General features: G+C 70.3%; 17 protein-coding genes. 15 read left to right on the forward strand and 2 right to left on the reverse strand.

Annotated features, from left to right (window positions below; genetic code table 11):
- Positions 1-6: 6 nt before the first annotated feature.
- From AC069H_RS10100 to AC069H_RS10120, 5 genes are read left to right on the forward strand one after another with little or no spacing between them, the layout of a single operon-like run.
- A complete protein-coding gene (locus AC069H_RS10100; protein WP_478232022.1) occupies positions 7-6,318 on the forward strand; it encodes an SDR family NAD(P)-dependent oxidoreductase in 6,312 nt (2,103 codons plus the stop codon).
- Positions 6,312-10,340, forward strand: a complete 4,029-nt coding sequence (locus AC069H_RS10105; RefSeq protein WP_478232023.1) for a beta-ketoacyl synthase N-terminal-like domain-containing protein — start codon at positions 6,312-6,314, stop codon at positions 10,338-10,340. The genes AC069H_RS10100 and AC069H_RS10105 overlap by 7 nt, the downstream gene beginning before the upstream one ends.
- 16 nt (positions 10,341-10,356) lie before the next feature.
- A complete protein-coding gene (locus tag AC069H_RS10110; RefSeq protein ID WP_478224704.1) occupies positions 10,357-10,656 on the forward strand; it encodes a phosphopantetheine-binding protein in 300 nt (99 codons plus the stop codon).
- 4 nt (positions 10,657-10,660) lie between these two features.
- The gene (locus tag AC069H_RS10115; protein ID WP_478224703.1) at positions 10,661-11,446 is read left to right on the forward strand and encodes an alpha/beta fold hydrolase; all 786 of its coding nucleotides are present in this window, start codon (positions 10,661-10,663) and stop codon (positions 11,444-11,446) included.
- The gene (locus AC069H_RS10120; RefSeq protein ID WP_478232024.1) at positions 11,443-12,573 is read left to right on the forward strand and encodes a glycosyltransferase; all 1,131 of its coding nucleotides are present in this window, start codon (positions 11,443-11,445) and stop codon (positions 12,571-12,573) included. Before AC069H_RS10115 ends, AC069H_RS10120 begins: the two co-directional genes overlap by 4 nt.
- Positions 12,574-12,700: 127 nt before the next feature.
- Here AC069H_RS10120 and AC069H_RS10125 read toward each other — a convergent pair whose 3' ends face one another.
- Both AC069H_RS10125 and AC069H_RS10130 read right to left on the reverse strand, forming a co-directional pair.
- Complete coding sequence (locus tag AC069H_RS10125; protein WP_340685560.1) at positions 12,701-13,555, reverse strand: ABC transporter permease; 855 nt, start codon at positions 13,553-13,555, stop codon at positions 12,701-12,703.
- On the reverse strand, positions 13,552-14,496 hold the full coding sequence (locus AC069H_RS10130; protein ID WP_478224701.1) for an ATP-binding cassette domain-containing protein: 945 nt from the start codon (positions 14,494-14,496) through the stop codon (positions 13,552-13,554). Before AC069H_RS10130 ends, AC069H_RS10125 begins: the two co-directional genes overlap by 4 nt.
- A gap of 237 nt (positions 14,497-14,733) precedes the next feature.
- Between AC069H_RS10130 and AC069H_RS10135 the strand changes: the two genes are divergently transcribed.
- From AC069H_RS10135 to AC069H_RS10180, 10 genes are read left to right on the forward strand one after another with little or no spacing between them, the layout of a single operon-like run.
- Positions 14,734-15,513, forward strand: a complete 780-nt coding sequence (locus AC069H_RS10135; RefSeq protein WP_478232025.1) for a hypothetical protein — start codon at positions 14,734-14,736, stop codon at positions 15,511-15,513.
- A 2-nt stretch (positions 15,514-15,515) separates the two neighbouring features.
- Entirely contained in the window at positions 15,516-16,319 is an 804-nt protein-coding gene (locus AC069H_RS10140) for an MlaE family ABC transporter permease (protein WP_125796979.1), read from the forward strand.
- 4 nt (positions 16,320-16,323) lie between these two features.
- Entirely contained in the window at positions 16,324-17,163 is an 840-nt protein-coding gene (locus tag AC069H_RS10145; RefSeq protein ID WP_034315131.1) for an MlaE family ABC transporter permease, read from the forward strand.
- On the forward strand, positions 17,160-18,383 hold the full coding sequence (locus tag AC069H_RS10150) for an MCE family protein (RefSeq protein ID WP_478232026.1): 1,224 nt from the start codon (positions 17,160-17,162) through the stop codon (positions 18,381-18,383). Before AC069H_RS10145 ends, AC069H_RS10150 begins: the two co-directional genes overlap by 4 nt.
- Positions 18,380-19,393: an MCE family protein gene (locus AC069H_RS10155; RefSeq protein ID WP_478224698.1), complete on the forward strand. Its 1,014-nt coding sequence runs from the start codon at positions 18,380-18,382 to the stop codon at positions 19,391-19,393. Before AC069H_RS10150 ends, AC069H_RS10155 begins: the two co-directional genes overlap by 4 nt.
- A complete protein-coding gene (locus tag AC069H_RS10160) occupies positions 19,390-20,400 on the forward strand; it encodes an MCE family protein (protein WP_478224697.1) in 1,011 nt (336 codons plus the stop codon). Before AC069H_RS10155 ends, AC069H_RS10160 begins: the two co-directional genes overlap by 4 nt.
- Positions 20,400-21,404: an MCE family protein gene (locus tag AC069H_RS10165; protein WP_478232027.1), complete on the forward strand. Its 1,005-nt coding sequence runs from the start codon at positions 20,400-20,402 to the stop codon at positions 21,402-21,404. The genes AC069H_RS10160 and AC069H_RS10165 overlap by 1 nt, the downstream gene beginning before the upstream one ends.
- On the forward strand, positions 21,401-22,381 hold the full coding sequence (locus tag AC069H_RS10170) for an MCE family protein (protein WP_478232028.1): 981 nt from the start codon (positions 21,401-21,403) through the stop codon (positions 22,379-22,381). The genes AC069H_RS10165 and AC069H_RS10170 overlap by 4 nt, the downstream gene beginning before the upstream one ends.
- Positions 22,381-23,481 carry an MCE family protein gene (locus AC069H_RS10175; protein ID WP_478232029.1) on the forward strand — a complete coding sequence of 367 codons (1,101 nt, stop codon included), beginning with the start codon at positions 22,381-22,383 and terminating at the stop codon, positions 23,479-23,481. The genes AC069H_RS10170 and AC069H_RS10175 overlap by 1 nt, the downstream gene beginning before the upstream one ends.
- Before the next feature lie 5 nt (positions 23,482-23,486).
- Positions 23,487-23,990, forward strand: a complete 504-nt coding sequence (locus AC069H_RS10180; protein WP_478232030.1) for a hypothetical protein — start codon at positions 23,487-23,489, stop codon at positions 23,988-23,990.
- Positions 23,991-23,994 lie beyond the last annotated feature (4 nt).

The raw sequence follows: 23,994 nt of genomic DNA on the forward strand, positions 1-23,994 counted from the left end.
CCGCCGGTGAGTCATGCGACGGCGCGCACGCGGGTACTCGGCGTCAACCCGCTCGGACGTCCCGATCCCGGACTGGCGGCCGCCGTCGCCAGGGGTGGCGGTCTCGGGATCGTGGATATCGGGTCCACAATGGACTGTGGCTTTCCGTTCGGCGTCCGGATCCCCGCGGGACGTCACGTGCGGGACGAAGAGGTGCGGGAAAGCGGCGCGGGGCTCGTGCTGCTGGCCGAGGGGGCGGTCTGGCGGGGCAGGGCCGACCTCCCCGTGCTGGCCGAGGTGACCGGTGTCGAGCAGGCCGTCCGGATGCTCGACGCCGGCGCCACCGGTCTGGTGGCGAGGGGAGCCGAAGCGGGCGGCTCGGATCTCACCACGTTCGTCCTGCTGCAGCGGTTGCTGGCGCGGTTCGGCGACGGTGTCCCGGTGTGGGCGTACGGGGGCATCGGGCCGAGGACGGCGGTGGCCGCGATCGCCGGCGGCGCCGCGGGCGTGGTGCTCGACGGGCTCGGCCTGTTCCCGGAGGCCGACGTGCCCGCCGCGGAGCGCACCGAACTGGCCAGGGCCGACGACGGGCTCACCGCGCTGTTCGCGAATCGCTTCGAGGACGCGGAAAGCGCTGTCCGCTCGGTCGTGCGCTCGCTCGCGGCGCCGGCGGTGATCCCCGCGGACCAAGGCGAACGGCTGTGCCGCACGTTGGGGACCCGCCTGCCGGTCGTGCAGGGCCCGATGACGCGGGTGAGCGACCAGCCCGGGTTCGCCGCCGCCGTCGCCGCGAACGACGGCTTCCCGTTCGTCGCGGTCGCCACCGCGAACGGCGCCAAGACCGCCGAACTGCTCGGCCGGACCGCCGGCGCCCTCGGTGAACGACCGTGGGGAGCGGGCATCCTCGGGTTCGTTCCGGAGGCCCTGCGCGCCGAACAGCTCGCGGCGATCCGCGCGGCGCGCCCACGATGCGTGCTGATCGCGGGCGGGAAACCCGCGCAGACCAAGACACTGGAGGCCGACGGCATCGCGACCTTCCTGCACGTGCCATCGCCGATCCTCCTGCGGCAGTTCCTCGACGCCGGGATCCGCCGGTTCGTCTTCGAGGGCGCCGAGTGCGGCGGGCACATCGGCCCGCGGTCGAGCTTCGTGCTGTGGGAGCAGCAGCTGGACGTCCTGCGCGAACACGGCGCCGACGACGTCGAGGTCCTGTTCGCGGGTGGGATCCACGACGCCCGGTCCGCCGCGATGGTGTCGGCGATGGCGGAGCCGCTCACGGGCATCGGCATCCTGATGGGCACCGCGTACCTGTTCACCGGAGAAGCCGTGACTCATGGCGCCATCACCGGGACCTTCCAGGACCGCGTGCTCGACGCCGGGTCCACGGTCACCCTGGAGACCGCGCCCGGACACCTGACCCGCTGCCTGCCCAGTCCGTACACCGACGAGTTCGCCGCGCTGAAGGCCGGGCTCCGCGCGGACGGCGTCCCGCCGCAGGAGGTCTGGCAGCGGCTGGAGGAGCTGAACACCGGACGGCTGCGGATCGCGAGCAAGGGCATCCGGCGGGAAGGCGACACGCTCGTCGAGGTCGACACCCTCGGCCAGCTCGCCGAGGGCATGTACATGGCTGGGCAGGTGACGGTCCTGCGCGAGCGGTGTACCGACATCGCCGCCCTGCACCGGGAAGTCACCGAAGGCGCGGCGGAACTGCTCGCCGCCCGCGTTCCCGCCGAGGAGTCCGTTGTGGACAGTGACATCGCGATCGTCGGGATGGCCTGTGTGTTCCCCGGGGCACCCGACCTCCCGGCCTTCTGGTCCAACGTCCTGCACGGTGCGGACGCCGTCACCGAGGTGCCGGTTCACCGCTGGGACACCGATGTCTACGCGGACCAGTCGACGTCGAAATGGGGCGGTTTCCTGCCTCCGGTGGACTTCGACCCACTCGCCTACGGCATCCCGCCCAAGTCGATGGGCAGCATCGACCCGGCCCAGCTCGTGTCCCTGCAAACCGCGCGCCGCGCCCTCGAAGACGCCGGCTACGGTGAAGGCGGCTTCGACCGCGAGCGCACCAGCGTCATCTTCGGCGCCGAAGCCGGGGGAGACCTGGCGAACGCAGGAGTCCTGCGCGCGCTGCTCCCCAGCTACCTCGAAGACGTCCCGGAGGAACTCCTCGCCCAGCTGCCGGAACTGACCGAAGACTCGTTCCCCGGCACCCTCGCCAACGTCATCTCCGGCCGGATCGCCAACCGGCTCGACCTCGGCGGCGCCAATTACACCGTGGACGCCGCGTGTGGCTCTTCGCTGGCCGCGCTGGACCTCGCGGTGAAGGAGCTGCGGGCGGGGACGAGTTCGATGGTCCTGTGCGGAGCGGTCGATCTGCACAACGGCGTCAACGACTACCTCATGTTCACCTCGGCGGGTGCCCTGTCGCCGACCGGCCGGTGCCGTCCGTTCGACGCGGCGGCGGACGGGATCGCCCTCGGCGAGGGCGTCGCGTGCCTCGTGCTCAAGCGGCGGTCCGACGCCGAACGCGACGGCGACCGTGTCTACGCCGTGGTCAAGGGCGTCGGCGCCGCCAGTGACGGCAAGGCGCTCGGCCTCACCGCGCCGCGTCCCGAGGGACAGCGGCGAGCCCTCGCCCGCGCCTACAGTGACGCCGGCGTGTCCCCGGCGGACGTCTCGCTGGTCGAGGCGCACGGTACGGGCACGGTCGTCGGCGACGCCACCGAACTGACCACGCTCACCGAGTTCTTCCTCGCCGCGGGTGCCGAACCGGGCACATGCGCGCTGGGTTCGGTGAAGAGCCAGATCGGGCACACGAAATGCGCCGCGGGACTGGCGGGCCTGATGAAGGCGGCGCTGGCGCTGTGGCACGAGGTCGTGCCGCCCACATTGCACCTGAGCAGGCCGAACCCTGCCTGGGACGCCGAGAGCAGTCCCTTCACCTTCTCCACCGGCGCCCGGCCGACGCCGGTTCCGCGCGGACGCGAGTTCGCCGGAGTGAGCGCGTTCGGGTTCGGTGGGACCAATTTCCACGCGGTGCTCGCCGCCCCCGGAGTGCCGCCGGGGCGGCGGCACGGCCCGCGTGACTGGGACGCCGAGCTGGTCCTGCTCCGCGGCACCGACGTGGACGCCGCCCGCGCCACCCTGCGTGATCTGCTGGCGGCCAACGAAGGCCGTCCGCTCCGGGAGATCGCCGCCCTCGCCGCCGAGCGGGGCGGATCGGGGCCGGTGCGGCTCGCGGTCGTCGCGAGTGACGTCGCGGAACTGCGTGAGGCCGCCGAGAACGGTGGAGGTCTTGCCGCGGAGAGCACCGAACCCGGTGCGGTCGCCTTCCTGTTCCCCGGCCAAGGCAGCCAGCGGACGGGAATGCTGGCGGACCTGTTCGTGCACTTCCCCGAACTGGCCGACGTCCTGAGGCTCGCTCCCGACGTCGCCGCGACGGCTTTCCCGCCGCGCGCGTTCACCGAAGACGCCCGCGCCGCGCAGGACGAAGCGCTCAAGGACACGCGTATCGCACAGCCCGCGCTCGGGCTCGTCGAGTCGGCCGTCTGCCGGCTGCTCGCCGACCTCGGCGTCCGGCCGGATCTGCTGGCGGGGCACAGCTACGGCGAACTGACCGCGCTGTCGGTCGCGGGCGCGTTCGACACGCCGACCTTGGTGGCGCTCAGCCGGGCCAGGGCCCGTTCGATCGCCGAAGTCGCGGGCGCGGACCCGGGCGCGATGGCCGCGGTGAAGGCATCCAGCGAGGAACTGGCCACCGCACTCGACCACCCGGACGTCGTACTGGCCAACCACAACGCGCCGGGGCAGACCGTCCTTTCCGGACCGACGGCCGCCATCGAGGAGTCGGTCCGCGAACTGCGCGCCCAGGGGATCGGCGCGAAGCGGATCCCGGTCGCCTGCGCCTTCCACAGCCCGCTGGTGGCCGGGGCGAGCGACGTGTTCGCCGTCGATCTCGACAATGCCGAGATCGGCGAGCCGGGTCCGCCGGTGTGGTCGAACCGCACCGCCCGGCCGTACGAAGCCGGGGCGGTCCGCGCCGAGCTCGCGGCACAGATCGGCTCGCCGGTGCGGTTCGTCGAACTGATCGAGGACATGTACGCGGCAGGCGCGCGCACATTCGTGGAGGCGGGCCCCGGGCAGGTGCTTTCCCGGCTGGCCAAGGACATCCTCGGCGACCGGCCGCATACCGTGATCGCGTGCGACCCCGGCGGGCCGGGGCTGCGCGGGTTCCTCACCGCGCTCGCGCGACTGGCCCTCACCGGTGTCGATGTGCGCATCGAACGGCTCTTCCGCGGCCGTGTCCGTGTCGGTCCGCTTCCCAAGCCCGTTTGGACCGTGGACGGCCAGACCGTCCGCGCGCCAGGCGGCGAGGTCCCCGCCCATGGGCTCGTGCCCGCCCGACGAATCCCGAGGACGACCATGAACCAGCCCGCGCCCGGACGTGACCAGGCCGTCGTCGAATTCCTCCGCACCAGCCGCGAGCTGCTGGCGGCGCAACGGGACGTGATGCTGGGGTACCTCGGCACCGCGCCGCTCGCCCCCGCTCCGGTGCGGGCTCCGGTCGTGCCGGCGTTGCTCCCGCCGGTCGAGGCCCCGGCCGTCGTGCACACGCCGGTCGCCGAGCCGGAACCGGTCGCGGAGGCCGCGGTCACGGACGTCCTGGCCACCGTGATCGGCGCGATCAGCGAACGCACCGGCTATCCGGCCGAGATGATCGACGCCGATCTCGACCTGGAAGCGGATCTCTCCATCGACTCGATCAAACGCACCGAGATCGCGGGCTCGTTGCTCGCGAAGCTGGGTCTCACCGGCCGGGTGCACGACGACGCCCAAGATCAGCTCAGCCGTGATCGGACGGCGAGCGCGCTGGCCGCACGGCTGCGGAAGTGGCTCGAACCGGCGGCACCGGTCGTCGCGACACCGGTTCCCGCCGAGACACCCGTCGGAACCGCTCCCGGCCGGTACCTGCTCGACCGCGTGTCCGCGCCGCTCGGCACGCCCGACCTCGCCAAGGTGACCGGCAGATCGATCGCGGTGAGCGCCGAGCCCGGCCAGGAGGAACTGGCCGAATCGGTCCGCGCGGTGTTCGCCGACGCGGGTGCCCTGCCGGGGGAGCGGGACGAGGCCGACGTCGTCGTCGTGCTGAATCCGTTGTCGGACGCCGAGGAACCCGTCGCGGCGCAGGTGTTCGGCCTGCTCAAGAGCGCCAAGGGCGCGGTGGTCGTGGTGGCGAGGCCAGGTGCCGCGCACACCGCCGGGCTGCGTGGTCTCGTTCGCGCGGCGGCGCGGGAGCGGAGCGAGCCGACCAGACTGGTCGAGGTGGAGTCCACAGTGGACCTCGGGCGGATCGTGCTGGAAGAGGCGATCGCCGACGGTCCGGTGGCCGTTCGCTACGACACCGCGGGACGCGCGGCGTTCGAGCCTTCCGCGGGCTCGCTCGGTTCGATCGCGTATGCGGGCGCCGGTCCCGGCGGGGGCGAGGTCAAGGCGCTCGGCCTCGACGCGGATTCGGTGCTGTTGCTGGTCGGCGGCGCCCGCGGGATCACCGCGCGGGCGGCGGTCGCGCTGGCGGCGAGCGGATGCCGGATCGAACTGGCGGGCCGCACACCGTGGCCCGCCGAACCCGGCGACGAGGACCTTCCCGATGACGCGCCGGGGATGCGCTCGGCTTTGGCCGCGCGTGGCGGCTCGCTCGCGGACATCGAACGCCGGGTGCGCACCGTCCTGGCCCAGCGCGAGATCGCGCGGACGCTCGACCAGATCCGGGCGGCGGGCGGTATCGCCGCCTACCGGTCGCTCGACGTGCGCGACGCCGCCGCCGTCCGGCAGGTGGTCAAGGATCTGCACACCCGCTACGGGCGGATCGACGGCGTCGTCCACGCGGCCGGCGTGATCGACGACAAGCTGATGGCCGACAAGGACGAGCACTCGTTCCGCACGGTCTACGGGACCAAAGTGGACGGTGCGCGGGCGTTACTCGACGCGCTGGAGCATTTCGGTGTGCGGCCCGGGTTCGTGACCTTCTTCGGCAGTATCGCCGCGGTGCTGGGAAACCGGGGGCAGACCGACTACGCGGCGGCGAACGACGCGCTCGAAACCCTCGGTGAGCAGTGGGCGGAACGTACCGGCTGCCGGGCGCTGACCGTCCACTGGGGACCGTGGGCGCCCTCGGACGATCACGCGGGCATGGTCTCGCCCGAGCTGGCGCGCGAGTACGAGCGCCGCGAGGTGGCGTTGATCGACCCGGACGAGGGTACCGCCGCGCTCCTGCGTGAGCTGGCCTACGGTCCGGCCGACGTCCGCTCGGTGCTGTACACGGCGTCGCTGTGGTGAACCAGGAGCCGGTCGCGATCGTCGGGATGGGCGTGTTCCTTCCCGGCGCGTCCACTGTGGACGAATATTGGCGGAACATCGAGTCGGGCACCGACGCGATCACCGAGATCCCGCCGCACCGCTGGGATCCGAGTTTCCACGACGGAGACGGCCGCACCCCGGATCGCACCTACGGAAGGCGCGGCGGGTTCGTCGCCGACAGCCTGGACTTCGACGCGACGGCGCTCGGCATCGCCCCCAGCAGCGTCGCCGGGATGGAGCCGGACCAGCTCGTCGCGCTGGCCGTGGCCGCTTCCGCGGTCGACGACGCCGGTGGCCTGCGACGGCTCGGAGACCTCGAACGCGTGGGCGTGATCCTCGGCAGGGGCGGCTACCTCTCGCCCGGGCTCCAGCGGTTCGACCAGCGGGTCCGGTCGGTCCGCCAGATCACCGGCGCCGTCCGGGAGCTGCTGCCGTCGGCGCGTCCGGAGATGCTGGACCGGCTCCGGGACGCTCTGCTGGAACCGCTCGGCGAGTTCCGGCCGGACACCGCGATCGGGCTGGTGCCGAACCTCGCCGCGTCGCGGGTCGCCAACCGCCTGGACCTCGGCGGCCCCGCGTACACGGTGGACGCGGCCTGCGCGTCGTCGCTGCTCGCCGTGGACCAGGCGATCGGCGAACTCGCCCGGCGCCGCTGCGACGTCGTGCTGGCAGGCGGCGTGCACCACTGCCACGACGACACGCTCTGGTCGATGTTCACCCAGCTCGGCGCCCTCTCGCCGAGCCAGCGGATCAGCCCGTTCTCGCGGGACGCGGACGGGCTGCTGATCGGCGAAGGCACCGCGATCGTCGTGCTGAAGCGGTTTTACGACGCGCGCCGCGACGGCGACCGGGTCTACGCGGTACTGCGTGGTTCGGGGACGTCGAGCGACGGGAAGGGCGCGAGCCTGCTCAGCCCGGCCGTCGCCGGTCAGACGCTGGCGCTGCGCCGCGCGTGGGCGTCGGCGGGCCTCGATCCCACCGCGCCCGGCGCGCTCGGCCTGTTGGAGGCGCACGGAACCGCGACACCGGCCGGGGACGCGGCCGAACTGGCCACCCTCGCCGAGGTGTTCGGCCCGCCGGACGGACCCCGCGCCGCGATTGGCGCGGTGAAGGCGATGATCGGCCACACCATGCCGACCGCCGGGGCCGCCGGGCTGGTCAAGGCGGCGCTCGCCCTGCACCACGCGATCCTGCCGCCGACCCTGAACTGCGCCGATCCGAGCCCCCTTCTGGACAAAACGCGATTTCGTACCTTGACCACCGCCGAGCGCTGGCGTTCGGGGGACGTCCCGCGCCGGGCGGCGGTCAACGCCTTCGGTTTCGGCGGCGTCAACGCGCACGTGGTGCTGGAGGAGGCCGACCCGGCGCCCGTGCGGCCGCGCCGGGCCAAGGTGACCGGGGAACCCGAGCGCGTCCTGCTGCTCGCGGCGCACACTCCCGGGGAACTGCGCGCCCTGCTCGCCCGCCCGGAGCCGGAATCCGGTGGGCACGGCCCGTGCCGGATCGGGATCGTCCGGCCCGACGAGAAGCGGCTCGAAGTCGCGCGGAGGGTGCTCGCCAAGGTCACGGCCGAGGGCGGGTCCTGGCACGGCCCCAACGACATCTGGTGCACGACCGCGCCCCTGCTGGACCAGGCCGGGGCGAAGACCGCTTTCGTCTACCCAGGGCTGGAGGCGGACGCGGAACCACGGTGCGACGACGTCGCCAGGCACTTCGGATCGGACCGTCCGGAGTGGTCGACGGCGAGTGTGCTTTCGCGGGCTACGAGCGTGTCCCAGGTCGGGTTGCTGCTCGACGCCGCGCTGAGGCGGCTCGCCATCAAGCCGGATCTGCTCGCCGGGCACAGCGTCGGCGAATGGACCGCGATGCAGGCGGCGGGCATGTACCCGGGACAGTCCACAGAGGACATGCTGAACCGGTACTGGCCGCAGGGGTTCACCCTGCCGGACGCCGAGTTCCTCGTGCTGGGCTGCTCCGCGGAGCGTGCCGAGGCGCTGCTCGCGGCCGAACCGGAGCTGATGATCTCGCACGAGAACGCGCCACGGCAGACGATCGTCTGCGGTGACCCGGCCGCCGCCGCCCGGCTAGCCAAGCTGTGCACGCAGCATGGCATCGTCGCCAGGACACTGCCGTTCCGGTCGGGATTCCACACGCCGCTGATGCGATCCCGGCTCGGCCCGTTCACCCGGCTCGCCGCGGAACTGGACCTGAAACCGCCGCGGATCCCGGTCTGGTCGGCGACCACGGCGCGGCCGTATCCCGCGGACCCGGTGGAGGTCCGCGAGCTGTACCTGGCACATCTGGTGCGCAAGGTCCGGTTCCGGGAACTCGTCGACGCGCTCTACGCCGACGGCGCGCGGGTCTTCGTGCAGGCGGGCGCCGGTCAGCTCGGCTCGTTCGTGTCGGACACGCTGGGCTCGCGGCCGCATCTGGTCATCCCGGCGTCGTCCGGTACGAGGCCCGGCCTCGCGCAGTTGCGCAGGGTCGCCACCGCGGTCTGGGTGGAGGGCGGACGCCCGGCGTTCGAGGCGCTGGAGCCGCGTCGCACCCGGATCGACACGGCGGGCACGCTGCTCTCGGTCGAGGGTGATGTGAAAGGCCTGTTCGCGGATACCGGTGAGGTGCCCGAACTGGCCGACGGGATCCCGGACGCGATCGTCGCGGAGTTCAGCGCGCTGCTCGCGGAGACCAGAGAGGCCGCCGCGAGTGTCGCCAACGCCGCGGCGCGGCGCACCTTCGAGTCCGCTGTGGACGTGTCGCTGACGACGATGCCGTACCTGGTGGACCATCGGTTCTTCCGTCAGCGCGAGGGCTGGCCCGACGAAGCCGATTGCCGTCCCACCGTGCCGGCGACGACGCTGGTCGACCTGGCCTGCCGGGAAGCGGAACGGGCCTGGCCGGGTACGGTCGCGACCGGGGTGAGCAACGCGGCGTTCTCCCGGTGGCTGATCGCCGCCCCCGCCGTGCGCGTGCCGCTTTCGATGACCCGCGAGGATGATCGGATCAGTGTCCAAATAGGACCCCACGCCAGTATGGACGTCCATCTCGGACAACGGTATCCGACGGCCCCCCGGCCGTCCCCGCCGCCGGGACCGGAAACCGCGCCGCCGCTGAGCGCCGCCGAGATCTACACCCGCCGCGAGATGTTCCACGGCCCCGCGTACCAAGGGCTCGACAGGCTCATCGGCCTCGGCGAACGGCATATCCGCGGCGACCTCGTCGTGCCGACGGCGCCCGGCGCGCTGCTGGACAACGTCGGCCAGTTGCTGGGCTGCTGGCTGATGGCCACGAAGGCGGACGCGCTGCTGGCGTTCCCGACGTCGATGGGCCGGATCACCTGGTACGCGCCGGAACCGGCGCCGGGCACCCGGCTGCGGTGCGTGGTGCGGGTCCGGCTGCCGCGGCCGGACGTGCTGGAGATGGACGCGGAACTCGTGCTGGACGGCGCCGTGCTGGCCAGGATCGAGCAGTGGCGGGACATCCGGTTCCCGTGCGACCGGCCTGCCCACCGGGTCTACGCCTTCCCGGACCGGAACCGGCTTTCCGAGGACCACCACGGCGGCTGGACGCTGGTCACCGACCGGTGGCCGAGCCCGGCGGCGCGGGACATCTACGCGGGCATCTACCTGGGCACGGAGGAACGTGCCGAGTTCGCCGCCTGCGCGCCCCGGCGGCAGCGCGGCTGGCTGCTGGAACGGATCGCGATCAAGGACGCGGTCCGCGCGAAACTCGGCCTGGGCGGCGTGTACCCGGCGGAACTCCGCGTGAGCGCCGACGGGACCAGGGTGACCGGGCTCCACGGCCGGACGGTGCCACCGCTGGAGGTGGCCGTCGCGACCACGGGAGAGGTCGCGGTCGCCCTCGTCCGCGAACCGGCCGCGACGCCGCCCAGGATCGCGATCCGGGCGGAAGGTGAGCTGGCCGGGCTGGCCGAGGAGATCGGTATCGGGGCGGAATTCGCCGGAATCCCCGGGCATGTGGTGGCCTGGAACCGCGGGTAAGAACAGGGAGCAGAGCATGACGATCGAACAGCAGAGCCCGACGTCGGTCTTCGGCACCGTGGCGGAGTTGCTGCGAGAACTGGTCGGGGACACCGACGTCCTCGGCATCGAGATCACCCCGAAGACCACCTTCCACGAGGATCTGCAGCTGGAGAGCATCGACCTGGTGACCTTCGCGAGCATCCTCGCCGAGTTCTTCGGCGCGGACGTCAACCTCGCGGAGTTCCTGGCGGAGAAGGACCTCGACGACGTGATCGAACTCCGCGTCTGCGACATCGCCGACTACGTGGCCGCCCGCCTCGGCGAACGGGGGTGAGGCGGTGCCGACGATGACCGTCAACGGGCTGCGCACCAACGTGCAGCTCGTGCCCGGCGGGGGTTCGGAGACCGTGGTGTTCCTGCACGGAATGGGCACCGACAGCCTCGCGAGCTTCTACCTCACGCTCGCGCCGCCGGTCGCCGCCGCCGGGGTGGACGTGATCAGCTACGACCTGCGCGGGCACGGCAAGACAGAACGCCCGGAGCGCGGGTACACGATCGCGGACTTCGTCGCCGACCTCGACGACCTGCTCGATCAGCTCGACCTCGACCGGCCGGTTCACCTGGTGGGCAACAGTTTCGGCGGCACCCTCGCCTACAGCTACGCCGTGGCGAAACCGGAACGGGTGCGCAGCATCGTGTGCATCGAGTCGGAACCCGCCACCGAACTGTGGGCGGGCAAGATGGCGCAGATCCTCGAACACACCGTGCGTTTCTTGAAGGTCGAGGAAAGCTTCGACTGGATCGAGGCCAACTACAGCGCGCATCACCGGCGGCTGGCGCGGATGGCGGCCGAGCGGATCATGTCCACGTCCATGGCCGAGGAGGTCCCGCTCGGTCCGCTGCTGACTCTCGACCAGGTGGCGGGGATCGGCTGCCCGGTACTGTCCATTTTGGGCAGTCACGGTTATCAGGCCGACGACCTCACCGCGTTGACGTCCCTGTTGCCCCGTGGCGAACTGCACGTGTTCGAGGGGCAGGGCCATTCGGTGCTCGTCGAGCAGCACCGGGAAGTCCGGGAGCTGCTGCTGAACTGGATCTCGCGGCACGGGAGGCCACGCGGATGAGATTCCTGCTGGTCGTCCCGCCGCTCACCGGGCACGTGGCGCCGTTGCGCGCGGTGGCCGCCGAGCTGGTGGACCGTGGTCACGACGTCGCCTGGTGCGGTCCGGAACCCACGACGTCCGAGCTGACCCGGGCGGGCCGGGTGTACGCGGCCGCCGACGCGCTGGAGTTCGCCGTCGAGCGCCGCCCCGAGGGCCTGCGCGGGTTCGCGGCGCTGAAATACCTTTGGGAGCAGTACCTGGTTCCGCTGGCGGACGCGATGGTGCCCGGGGTCGAGAAGGCGGTGGCCGCGTTCCGGCCCGACGTCGTGCTCGCCGACCAGCAGGCGTTCGCCGGTGCCCTCGTGGCGAGCCGTCACGCCCTGCCGTGGGTGACGTCCGCGTCGACGTCCACCGAACTCGGGGACCCGCTGGGCACCATGCCGAAGATCGCCGCTTGGGTCGAGGGCCTGCAGGAAGGCCTGCGAGGGCGGCACAAGGTGTCCTGCGGGGACCTGCGTTTCTCGCCGGATCTCATCCTGGCTTTCACCACCGTGTCCCTGACCGGCCCGATCGCCGACGTGGGCGCGGTCCGGTTCGTCGGCCCGGCGCTGGCCCCCGCACCGCCGGTGGGCTTCTCGTGGGACCGGCTCGACGGACGTCCGCTCGTCCTCGCCACCCTCGGCACCGCCAACGCCGCTCTAGGCCGCCGCTTCCTGTCCGAATGCGTCGACGCCCTCGCCGGGATGCCGGAAGTCCAAGGTCTCGTCGTCGACCCCACCGGCGAGCTGCTCAGCGACGAAGTGCTGGTGGTCAAGCGGATCCCGCAGGCGGACGTGGTGCGGAAGGCGGCGGCGGTGATCTGCCACGGCGGACACAACACCGTCAGCGAGACTCTCGCTTCGGGGCTGCCGCTGGTGATCGCGCCGATCCGGGACGATCAGTCGATGCTGGCGCAGCAGGTCGAGGCCGCCGGCGCCGGGTTGCGGCTGCGCTTCGACCGCGTGAAGGCACCCGACATCCGCGACACGGTCACCGAGGTGCTCGCCGAGCCCGCCTACGCCGCCGCGGCCGCGCGGGTGCAGGCCTCGTTCGCGGCGGCCGGGGGAGTCGTGGCGGCCGCGGACCACCTGGAAGCCTTGCCGCGCTGAGCGGGACTCGCGTGCTTGGAGCCGGATCTCGCGTGCTTGGAGGCGTAACACGCGAGTTCCGTCTTCAAGCACGCGAGTTCCGTCTTCAAGCACGCGAGTTCCGTCTTCAAGCACGCGAGTGCGGGGTTCAGGCGATCGGGGTGACGCCTCGCGGCGACCGGAACGTCCTCGCCGCGATCCATCCGCCGCCCGCCGCCGCCACGGCGGCGATCGCCAGCGAAATGGGGATCGACCAGCCCGAAGGCCGTCCGAGCGCGAGTGCCCGGGTCGCGTCGATCGCGTAGGTCAGCGGGTTGAGCGCCGAGACCACTCGCAGCCACGTCGGCATAGTCTCGAGCGGCATGTACGCGCTGGAGGAGAACATCAGCGGGAACATGACCACAAAGGACGCCATCTGCAGCGTTTCGGCCTTGCGCAACCAGGTCGTGATGGCGACGAAGATCCAGCTCAGGCACCAGCCGACGACGAGCGTGAGCACGAGGGCGGCGGTGATGCCGAAGACGCCGCCGGTCGGCCGGAAACCCAGCAGGACCACGCTGGCGAGCGCGGTCACCAGCAGTTGCACGCCGAGCCGGGCGGAATCCGAGATGGTGCGCGCCACCAGGACGGCCGAAAGGCTGATGGGCATGCAGCGGAGACGTCCGGTGAATCCACTGTAGATCTCCGCGAGCAGGCCCGCCCCCGAACTCATCGCCGTCGTCATCGCGATGTTCACCAGCGTCGCCGGGACGAGGAAGTTCACGTAGCCCTGGTAAGCCGCGACACCGGGCAGCGTGCTGACCCCGTTGAAGACCTGGCTGAACAGCAGGAGGAGCACGATCGGTTGCAGCAGCCCGAAGAATACGAGCCGCCGGTCGCCGAACGCCGTCTTCAGCGAACGTGCGGCGAGCACCCGGACCTGGGTGGCGAAGGTGCTCGGCGGCCAGGTCGACGGGTCACCCAGCACCGGCGGGGACGGCGCGCGATGCCGTGCCTCGGTCATGACGTGACCGCCGGATTCCGGTGCAGCGAAAGGTAGACGTCGTCAAGCGTCGGCTCGGCGACGGTAAGGTCCTTCATCGGCGCCCCCGCCGCGTCGAGCGCGCGCACCAGCACCGTGATGTCGGCGGGCCCGGACAACGCGACACCGAGCACCAGCCCGGAGGCCGACGTCGTGCAGCTCATGCCGAGCCGGTGCACCGCGGCCAGTGCCCGGCGGGCGGCGAGGTCGGTGCCGAAGGTCAGGGTCGCGGTCCGTTCCCCGAGCCTGGCCTTCAGCTCCGACGGCCGCCCGGCAACGGTGACGTGCCCCAGCCCCAGCACGATGACGTGATCCGCCAGCCTGTCCGCCTCCTCGAGGTACTGCGTGGTGAGCACGACGGTGGTGCCGCGTGCGGCGAGCCGTTCGACGCCGTCCCAGAGCCCCGCGCGGCTGAGCGGGTCGAGGCCGGTCGTCGGTTCGTCGAGGAAGAGGACGTCGGGGGAGCCGACGAGCCCGGCGGCGAGGTCGAGCCGCCGCCGCATGCCGCCGGAGTACGTCCGCGCGGGCCGGTCGGCCGCGTCGTCGAGGCCGAACATGGCGAGCAGTTCGGCCGCGCGAGCCCTGGCCTGATGCCGGTTGGCGCCCAGCAGCCGGGCGACGAGTTCGAGATTGCCGCGCCCGGAGAGCGCGTCGTCGACCGCCGCGAACTGGCCGGTGACCCCGATCCGCCGCCGGACGTGATGCCCGGCGCGCACGACGTCGAAACCGCAGACCTTGGCGCTGCCGCCGTCCGGTTTGACGCGCGTGCTGAGGATGTCGATCAACGTCGTCTTGCCCGCGCCGTTGTGGCCGAGCACCGCGAGCACGGTGCCACGGCCGACCCGGAGACTGACGCCGGCGAGGGCCGTCACTTCACCGTAGTGCTTGGCGAGGCCGGTCACCTCGATGGCAGCCTGCTCCATTCGCCGAACGTAGCCGGGGTTTCGGTGCGGCCGCAAGCTTTTGGGCTCGTGAGTGGCAAGGACGGTTAGAACCGTCATTACCACTCACGAGACCCGACGCAAAACAGTTACGCCCATTACAATCTTTTCCTGTCGCGGACCCTCCATTCCCGAATTACTTGTCCCTCTGGCATTCCGTCAGTAGCGTGCTGCACCAGTTGGCCGTTCGGCCGGACAAGTCGAAATGAGGAAGCCCGTATGTCAGTGCTGACCGGGCGCGTTCTGCGCGCCCTCCTGCTCCCGGCGGTGCTGGGGCTGGGGGCGCTTTCCTTGGCTTCCGCCTCCGCCGATCCCGCCAGGACACAACAGACACCGGAAGCCCTCGCGCAGGAACCCGCCGTCGCGCAAGCCGGACTGACGTTCGGTTTCTACGTCGGCGACGAACAACAGCCCACGACCAGCCGCGTCGCGAAACTCGGTTCGGACATCACCTTCCCGCAGGGGCGATTCGACGGCAAGATCCTCGGTTTCAGCGACACCTCGCCGATCACCGGCAAACTCGCCATCCCGTCGACGTCGAGCTACTTCGTCTCCTTCCGCTTCATGCCCGCCACCGGCACCGTCGAACTCATCCCGGACGGCGACGCGACCGGCGTTGTCGACGTGGACACCGGCGCCACGGGCGACTGCAAGGAGGTCGCCACCAACATCTGCGCGCATACCGATGTCACGAACAAGGTGTTCATCAAACTCTCGAACGTCAAAGTGGACGGCAAGGTCCTCGACGTCGGACCGAACTGCCGGACCGCGCAATCGGTCGCGGTGAACATCAAGGCCCTGGTGCCGCTCGCGGTCCCCGCCCCGCCGGTGAAGGTCACGAGCACCTTCACGACACCGGGGTTCACCGGATGCGGGGTGCGTGAGGATCTGAGCCCGTTGCTGACCGGGCTGGTGTCCGGTCCTGGAAACACCCTGGTCACCAACCTCAGGCTGCGATGCGTCGGCGATGGCCCGCCCCCCAACGGATGTGGAGCCTGACGATGGCCAATCCAGTCGCCCTGCTCGCCCGCGCGCCGGAGAAGGCCGCCGCGGGCCTGCGCGAGTTCGGCCGCATGTGCGCCATGGGGATCGACGTCGTCCTCGCGATGTTCCGCCGCCCGGTGCAGGTCCGCGAGTTCATCCAGCAGTTCTGGTTCATCGCGAGCGTGTCGATCACCCCCGCGATCCTCGTGTCGATCCCGTTCGGCGCGGTCATCTCGCTGCAACTGGGTTCGCTCACGAGCCAGATCGGCGCACAGCAGTTCAACGGCGCCGCGAGCGTCCTCGCGGTGGTGCAGCAGGCCAGCCCGATCGTGACCACGCTGATCATCGCGGGAGCGGGCGGTTCGGCGATCTGCGCGGATCTGGGCGCCCGCTCCATCCGCGAGGAGATCGACGCGATGGAGGTGCTCGGCGTCTCGCCGATCCACCGGCTGATCGTGCCCCGTGTGCAGGCGGCCATCGGCGTTTCGGTGCTGCTGAACGGTTTGGTCAGCGTCGTCGGCGTGCTCGGCGGCTACTTCTTCAACGTCATCGTGCAGGGCGGGACGCCGGGCGCGTACCTCGCGAGTTTCAACGCGCTCGCCCAGCTGCCCGACCTCGTGGTCAGCTCGATCAAGGCGTTCATCTTCGGTTTCCTCGCCGGCGTCGTCGCCGCCTACCGGGGCCTGAACCCCAAGGGCGGCCCCAAAGGCGTGGGCGACGTCGTCAACCAGTCGGTGGTGATCACGTTCCTGCTCCTGTTCTTCGTCAACACGATCCTGACCGCGCTGTACCTGCAGCTCGTCCCGGCGAAGGGAACCTGATCCCGTGACCAGCGTCCCCGAACGGGCCCGCGAGGCGTTCAAACGCCCCGGCAACAGTCTTTTCGAGCTGGGCGACCAGTTGCTGTTCTACATCCGCGCGCTCGCGGCGATCCCGATGGCGGTCACCCGCTACTTCCGGGAAGTGGTACGCCTGCTCGCCGAAGTGACCTTCGGCAGCGGGGCCCTCGCGGTGATCGGCGGGACCGTCGGAGTGATGGTCGGTCTGTGCGTGTTCACCGGGATCACGGTGGGGCTGCAGGGTTTCAGCGCGCTGAACCAGATCAACATCTCCGCGATGACCGGCTTCCTCACCGCGTACTTCAACACCCGCGAGATCGCTCCGCTGTCGGCGGGGCTCGCGTTGTCCGCGACGGTCGGCGCCGGGTTCACCGCACAACTGGGCGCCATGCGGATCTCCGAAGAGATCGACGCACTCGAAGTGATGGCCGTGCGCAGCATGCCCTACCTCGTCACCACCCGGATCGTGGCCGGATTCATCGCGATCATCCCGCTGTACGTGATCGGCCTGTTGATCTCCTATCTCGGCTCGCGGGTGACCACGGTCGTCTTCTTCGGACAGTCCGGCGGAACCTACGACCACTACTTCTCCCTGTTCCTGCCGCCTGAAGACGTGCTGTGGTCGTTCGCCAAGGTCCTCGTCTTCAGCGTCGGCGTCATCCTCACGCACTGCTTCTACGGCTATCGCGCCGCCGGCGGCCCTGCGGGCGTCGGGGTCGCGGTCGGTCGCGCCGTGCGGACGTCGATCGTGCTGATCAGCGTGCTGGATCTGTTCCTCAGCCTGGCGATCTGGGGCGCCACCACGACCGTGAAGGTGTCCGGATGAGCGCGCGCGCCCGGACGCAGGCGGCGGGGGTGGTCTTCCTCGTCATCCTGGTGCTGCTCGGCTGGCTCGCCGTCGCCATCTTCAACAAGGACTTCGACCGCGCGGAACTGGTCACGCTCAAAACCGACAGGGTCGGCAACCAGCTGGCCCCGCCCGCCGAGGTCAAGGTCCGCGGCGTCCCGTTCGGCGAGGTCAGGGCGGTGCGGGGCACCGCGGAAGGCGCGGAGATCGATCTCGCCCTCGATCCGGCGAAGATCGATCAGCTGCCGCGCAACGTCTCGGCGCGGTTGCTGCCGAAGACGGTGTTCGGCGAGCGTTACGTCAACCTCGTGCTCCCGGAGCGGCCCGCGGGAGGTTCGCTGCGCGACGGCGACGTCATCGGCCAGGACCGGTCTTCCAACGCGATCGAGCTGGAACGCGTCCTCGGCGATCTGCTGCCGCTGCTGCGTGCGGTGCAGCCGCAGAAACTGAACAGTTCGCTGGGCGCGATCTCGCTCGCGCTCGACAACCGTGGGAAGTCCTTGGGGGACAGCATCGTCCAGCTCAACGACCTCCTTAACCAGGTGAACCCGCTGATGCCGCAGTTCAAGGCCGACATCAGCGGTCTCGCCGACGTGGCGGATCTGTACACCGGTGCCGCGCCGGACATCCTCAAGGCGCTCTCGGATCTCTCCACCACCGCGAAGACCATTGTGGACACTCGGGCGGACCTCGACAAGCTGTACGCCAGCGTCACCACCGCGAGCGGCGACCTGAACAAGTTCCTGGTGCAGAACAAGGACAACATCATCGGCGTCAGTGTGAAGAGCAGGCCGACACTCGAGCTGCTTTCCCGATATTCGCCCGAGTTCCCTTGCCTGTTCGACGCGGTGAACCGCCTCAAGCCGGTGATGGAGAAGGCTTTGGGCAAGGGAACCGGGGAGCCGGGACTGCACGTGACGTTGTCCGTCCACGATCCGCGCGACAAATACGTGCCGGGCCGGGACGATCCGCGGTTCGACCAGAAGGGCGGGCCGCGCTGCTACGGCGGCGGCGGGACTTCGGCGGCGGTGGCGTTCGCCGCCGATGGGGACCTCGGCCCGGCCAATTCGAAGGGGGAGCGGGGGCTGGTCGCCGAGATGCTGGCGCCGTCGCTCGGGATGAAGCCGGCCGAGGTCCCGGACTGGAGCAGCGTGCTCGTGGGCCCGGCCTTGCGTGGTACGGAGGTGACCGTCCGATGAGGGGTATCGCGGGGCCGGCGATCAAAGGCCTGGTCTTCTTCGTGATCACCGTGGTGGCGACCGGGATCCTGGCCATCACCATCGCCAACTCCGGGGTCGGCACGACGGTCGGCTACACCGCCAGGTTCACCGACGCCACGTCGGTCAACCCCGGTGACGAGGTCCGGATGTCCGGTGTCCGCATCGGCCAGGTGGATTCGGTCGGGGTGGTCGAGCGTCGGCTGGCGGACGTGCGGTTCTCGGTCGAGAACAAACGCCGCCTCACCGCCGGGGCCACGGTCACCATCAGGTACCGCAACCTCGTCGGCCAGCGATATCTCTCGATCGATCCCGGCCCGGACGGGCCGGCGGTGCTCGACGACGGCGCGTTGATCCCGCCGGAGCGGACGCATCCCGCGCTGGATCTGACCGCGTTGTTCAACGGATTCAAGCCGCTGTTCCAGGCACTTTCGCCGAGTGACGTCAACCAGCTGTCGTTCGAGATCGTCCAGGTGCTGCAGGGCGAGGGGAGCACCGTCGACAGCCTGCTCGAACACACCGCGTCCCTCACGAACACCCTGGCGGGCAAGGACGAGGTGATCGGCCAGGTGGTCGGGAACCTCAACACGGTGCTCGACACGCTCAACTCCCAGGGCGACCAGTTCGACAAACTCGTCGACGTCACCGCGCAGCTGGTCTCCGGGCTCGCCGGCGACGCGAAACCCATCGGGCAGGCGATCGGCGGGCTCGGCGAGCTCACCACCGCCACCGCGGATCTGCTCCAGGACGGCCGCGCGCCGTTGAAGGACAGCATCAACACCCTCGGCGACCTCTCGAAGAATCTCGCCGACAACACCCCGGTGTTCGAGCAGTTCCTGGCGAACCTCCCGAAGAAGCTGGACCGCATGGGCTCGATGGTCTCGTACGGCTCGTGGTTCAACTTCTACCTGTGCTCGGTGAAATCGGACGCACCGCCCGCCCCGGGCGGCCCGCCGGTCGGGATCCCGCTGACCCAGGGACGGTGCCGGTGAAAGCGCCGAGGATCAAACCGTTCCGCAGCCGCAACCCGATCGTCGTCGGCGCCGTCACGGCGCTGCTGATGGCGGTGGCGGGCTCGGCCACCTTCTTCTCCGACGATCTCCCGCTGGTCGGCGGCGGAACCACGTACGCGGCCGAATTCACCGAAGCCGCCGGTCTCAAACGCAACGACGAGGTCCGCGTGGCCGGGGTCAAGGTCGGTGAGGTCTCCGACGTCCTGCTGGACGGTGGCCGGGTCAAGGTCCTGTTCCGGGTCAGGGACACCTGGATCGGCAACCGCACCACCGCCGCGATCAAGATCAAGACCCTGCTGGGGCAGAAGAACCTGGTCCTCGACCCGGTCGGCAACGCGGAACTCGATCCGGACGAGCCGATCCCGGTGCAGCGCACGAGTTCCCCGTACGACGTCACCACGGTGTTCAACGACCTCGCGAACACGGTGGGAGCGATCGACACCGACCAGCTGGCGAAGGCGTTCGGGACCCTGTCGGAAACGCTCGGCGCCTCCACCCCGCAGGAGGTCCGGACCGCGTTCGACGGCATCACCGCGCTGTCCAAGACGCTCGCCTCTCGCGACCAGGAGCTGGTGAAGCTGTTCGAGAACACGAACAAGGTGTCGAAGACGCTCGGGGACCGCTCGCAGCAGATCGAGGCGTTGATCCGCGACGGGAACACCCTCCTCACGGAGCTGAACGCGCGCAAGGACGCCATCGCGAAGCTGTTCAGCGGGGTGAAGAACCTGTCGATCCAGCTCAAGGGACTGGTGGCGGACAACCAGAAGACGCTCGGCCCGGCGCTCGACCAGCTCGATCGGGTCGCCACCGTGCTGCTGCGGAACCAGGACAAGCTCAACGAGAGCCTGCGGCTGGCCGGGCCCTTCTACCGCCTGCTCGGCAACGCGGTCGGCAACGGCCGCTGGATCGACACCTACATCTGCGGGCTCGTCCCGACCGGCGGCACGCCGGGCAGCTGCATGCCTTCGAGGAAGGGGGGACGCTGATGGGGCGCCACTTCACGTTGTCGGATCTCGGGGCACAGGCCCGGCGGCGGGCCTGGGTACGGAGGCTCGCGCTCGCCGTCGTCGCCGGGCTCCTCGTGACGGCGGCCTGGCCGCTGCTGACCAGGCAGGCCGACCGTGTCCTGACCGGGTTCTTCACCGCGACCGTCGGGGTGTACCCGAACACCGAGGTGCGGGTGCTCGGTGTCCCGATCGGTTCGGTGACCAAGGTCGAACCGCGCGGCACGAACGTCGAGGTGACCATGACGGTCCGGCCCGATGTCAAGCTGCCCGCCGACGTCGGCGCCGTCGTGATCACGCCGAGCCTGGTCGCCGACCGGTACGTGCAGCTCACCCCGGTGTACGTCGGCGGGCCGGAACTGGCCGACGGCGGGCGGATCCCGCCCGAGCGCACCGTCACCCCGGTCGAGGTCGACGAACTCCTGGGCAGCCTCAACCAGCTGATGACCGCGCTGGGGCCCAAGGGCGCCAACCGGGACGGCGCGGTCAGCGACGTCCTGACCAAGGCCGCGGAGTACCTCGACGGCAACGGCGGCAAGCTCGGCGAAGCGATCAAGAACCTCGGCGAGTTCGCCAGGACCGCGAGCGATTCCAAGGACGACCTGTTCAACTCGGTCGACAACATCAGCAAGTTCACCGCGATGCTCGCTTCGAACGACGACAAGGTGAAACAGGCGATCCAGCAGATCTCCTCGCTCAGCAAGATCCTTGCCGATCAGCGGGACCAGTTCTCCGGCGCGATGACCGAACTGACCGAAGCGCTCAGCGTGGTGCAGGGCTTCATCAAGGACAACCGGGGCAAGGTCAAGTCCGATGTGGACAAGCTCGCCGAGATCACCAAGCTGCTCAGCCAGCAGAAGGCGTCGCTGAGCGAAGCACTCGACGCCGCGCCGAACGCGCTGGCGAACGTGCTCGGCGCGTACAACCAGGGCGCGGGAACGCTGGACGGCCGAGGGAACCTCACTGAATTCTCGGGGGCGAAATGAAAAGCAGGACACTATCTGCCGTCCTGGTCCTCGTGCTGGCCGCCACCGGCTGCAGCGGCGGTGTCGACGTCTACGACATCCCGCTGCCGGGCGGGGCCGCGCTGGGCGAGCGTCCGATCCACGTCACGGCGAGCTTCACGAACGTGCTGGACCTCGTGCCCCAGTCCGGGGTGAAGGTCAACGACGTCCCGGTCGGTCAGGTGCGGACCGTCGAGCTGGCGCCGGACGGCCGAAGCGCGGTGGTCGGCCTGCTCATCAACGGGGACGTGAACCTGCCTGCCAACTCCGTCGCACGGCTGCGGCAGGCGAGCATCCTCGGCGAGAAGTTCGTCGAGCTCGCGCCGCCTCCCGAGGGGACCCCGAGCGGGCGGCTGGTCGACGGCGCGGTGATCCCGCTGGCCAGTTCTTTGCTGACCCCGGAGATCGAGGAGGTGTTCGGTGCGCTTTCCCTGCTGCTCAACGGTGGTGGCGTCGCGCAGGTGCAGAACATCACCCGTGAACTCAACGACGCGCTCGGCGGCAAGGAAAGCGCGGCACGCAGCCTGCTGTCCAATTTGGACACGTTCGTGCGCGGCCTCGACGAACACAAGGCCGAGATCACTCGCGCCATCGAGAGCGTCAACAAGCTCGCGGCGACGCTGAACGCGAACACCGAGGAGATCAAGGCGACGCTGAACGGGCTCACCCCCGGCATCGAGGTGCTGAACCAGCAGCGTCAGGCGCTGGTCGGGATGCTCAAATCGCTGGACGGGCTGACCTCGGTCGCGGTCGATACGGTGAACCGCAGCAAGGACGACCTCGTCGCCGACCTCAAGGCGCTCGAACCGTTGCTGCGGAAGCTGGCCGACTCCGGGGACAAACTGCCGAAGGCGATGGAGATGATCTTCACCTTCCCATTCCCCGACGCCGCGCTCGAAGCCATCCGCGGTGACTACCTGAACACGTTCCTGACCTTCAAGAACAGTGGTGGCCGCTGATGCTGACCAAGTTCGTCCGCGTCCAGCTGGTGGTCTTCGTGACCATCGCGGTCCTCGGCGTCGCGTACGTGGGCGCGACGTACGCGGGCCTGGACAAACTGGTGCTCGATCGCGGGTACACCGTCAAAGTGCGGCTCGCCACCGGTGGCGGCATCTTCACCAACGCCGAAGTCACCTACCGGGGCGTGCCGATCGGCCGGGTCGGTGAACTGCGGCTGACGGCCTCCGGGATGGAGGTCGATCTCGAGATCGAGCCAGGCGGCCCGGAAGTGCCCGCGGACACCGAAGCCGTCGTCGCCAACCGATCCGCCGTCGGCGAGCAGTACGTCGATCTGCGGCCGCGCCGCGGCGACGGCGCCATGCTGCGCGACGGTTCGGTGATCGCCGAGGCGGACACGAAGATCCCGCTGCCGGTGGACATCGTCCTGTCCAGTGTGGACTCTTTCGCCAATTCGGTGCCGAAGCCCGCCCTGCGGACCGTGGTCGACGAGCTGTACAACGCGACGTCCGATGCCGGCCCGGCGCTGGACCAGCTCGTCGGGCGGGGGATCGAGTTCGTGCAGGAGGCGAGCGCGCATGTCGGCCCGCTGACCCGGCTCGTGACCGACGCGCAGACCGTGCTCGACACCCAGGTCTCGCAGGCGGACGCGATCCGCTCGTTCGGTGCCAACGCGAAACTGCTCGCCGCGACCTTGAAGAGCTCCGACGGCGATCTGCGGCGGCTGATCCCGGCCGTCCCCGCGGCCGCGAACGAGGTCAGCACGCTTCTGCGGGAGACCGGCCCCAGCCTCGGCATCCTGCTGGCCAACCTGCTGACCACCGCGGACGTGCTGGAAACGCGCCAGGACGGCCTCGAACAACTGCTGGTCACCGCGCCGAAAGCGGTCGCCGCGGGGCACGCGATCATGGGACCCGACGGCGCGCGCGTCGGTCTCTCGCTGACGTTCTTCGATCCGCCGCCGTGCGTCACCGGTTACGGGACCGCCTACCGCGACGGACTCGACACTTCGCCGCGTCCGTTGAACACCGCTGCGCGCTGTGCCCTGCCCAAGGGCAATCCCACGAACGTGCGCGGCTCGCAGAACGTGCCGGGAAGGTGAAGTCCATGACTCGAATCGCCGCGTTCCTCGCCGCGATCGCCACGGCTTTGGCGGCTTGGTTCGGCTACTCGTGGTGGGACGCGAGCCACGACGAAGGTGTCGCGCGGGCGACGGTTCGTGAGGAGGCGTTGCAGGTGGGCAGACAGGCCGTCGCCGCTCTGACCACTTTGGACTACCGGCAGGCGGAGCAGGGCTACCAGAACTGGCTGAACCTGTCCGGCGGCGCGTTGCACGACGAACTGGCGCGCGACCGTGAAGGCGGTCTCGGCCGGATCGGCCAGGCGAAGACCGTGACCACCGGCCGGGTCGTCGACGCCGCGGTGACCGAAGTGGACAGTGGCGGTGGAACGGCCGAGGTGATCGCTGCGGTCGAACTCGAGGTGCGGCCCGAAGGCGGGGAAGCGGTGACCAAGCACAACCGGTTCCGCGCCGGCCTGAACCGGACACCGGACGGGTGGCGGGTCACGTCGCTCGGCCAGGTGCCGGTGACCGACACCGGAAAGCCCTGACGGA

Source organism: Amycolatopsis sp. NPDC043887 (assembly GCF_056435665.1).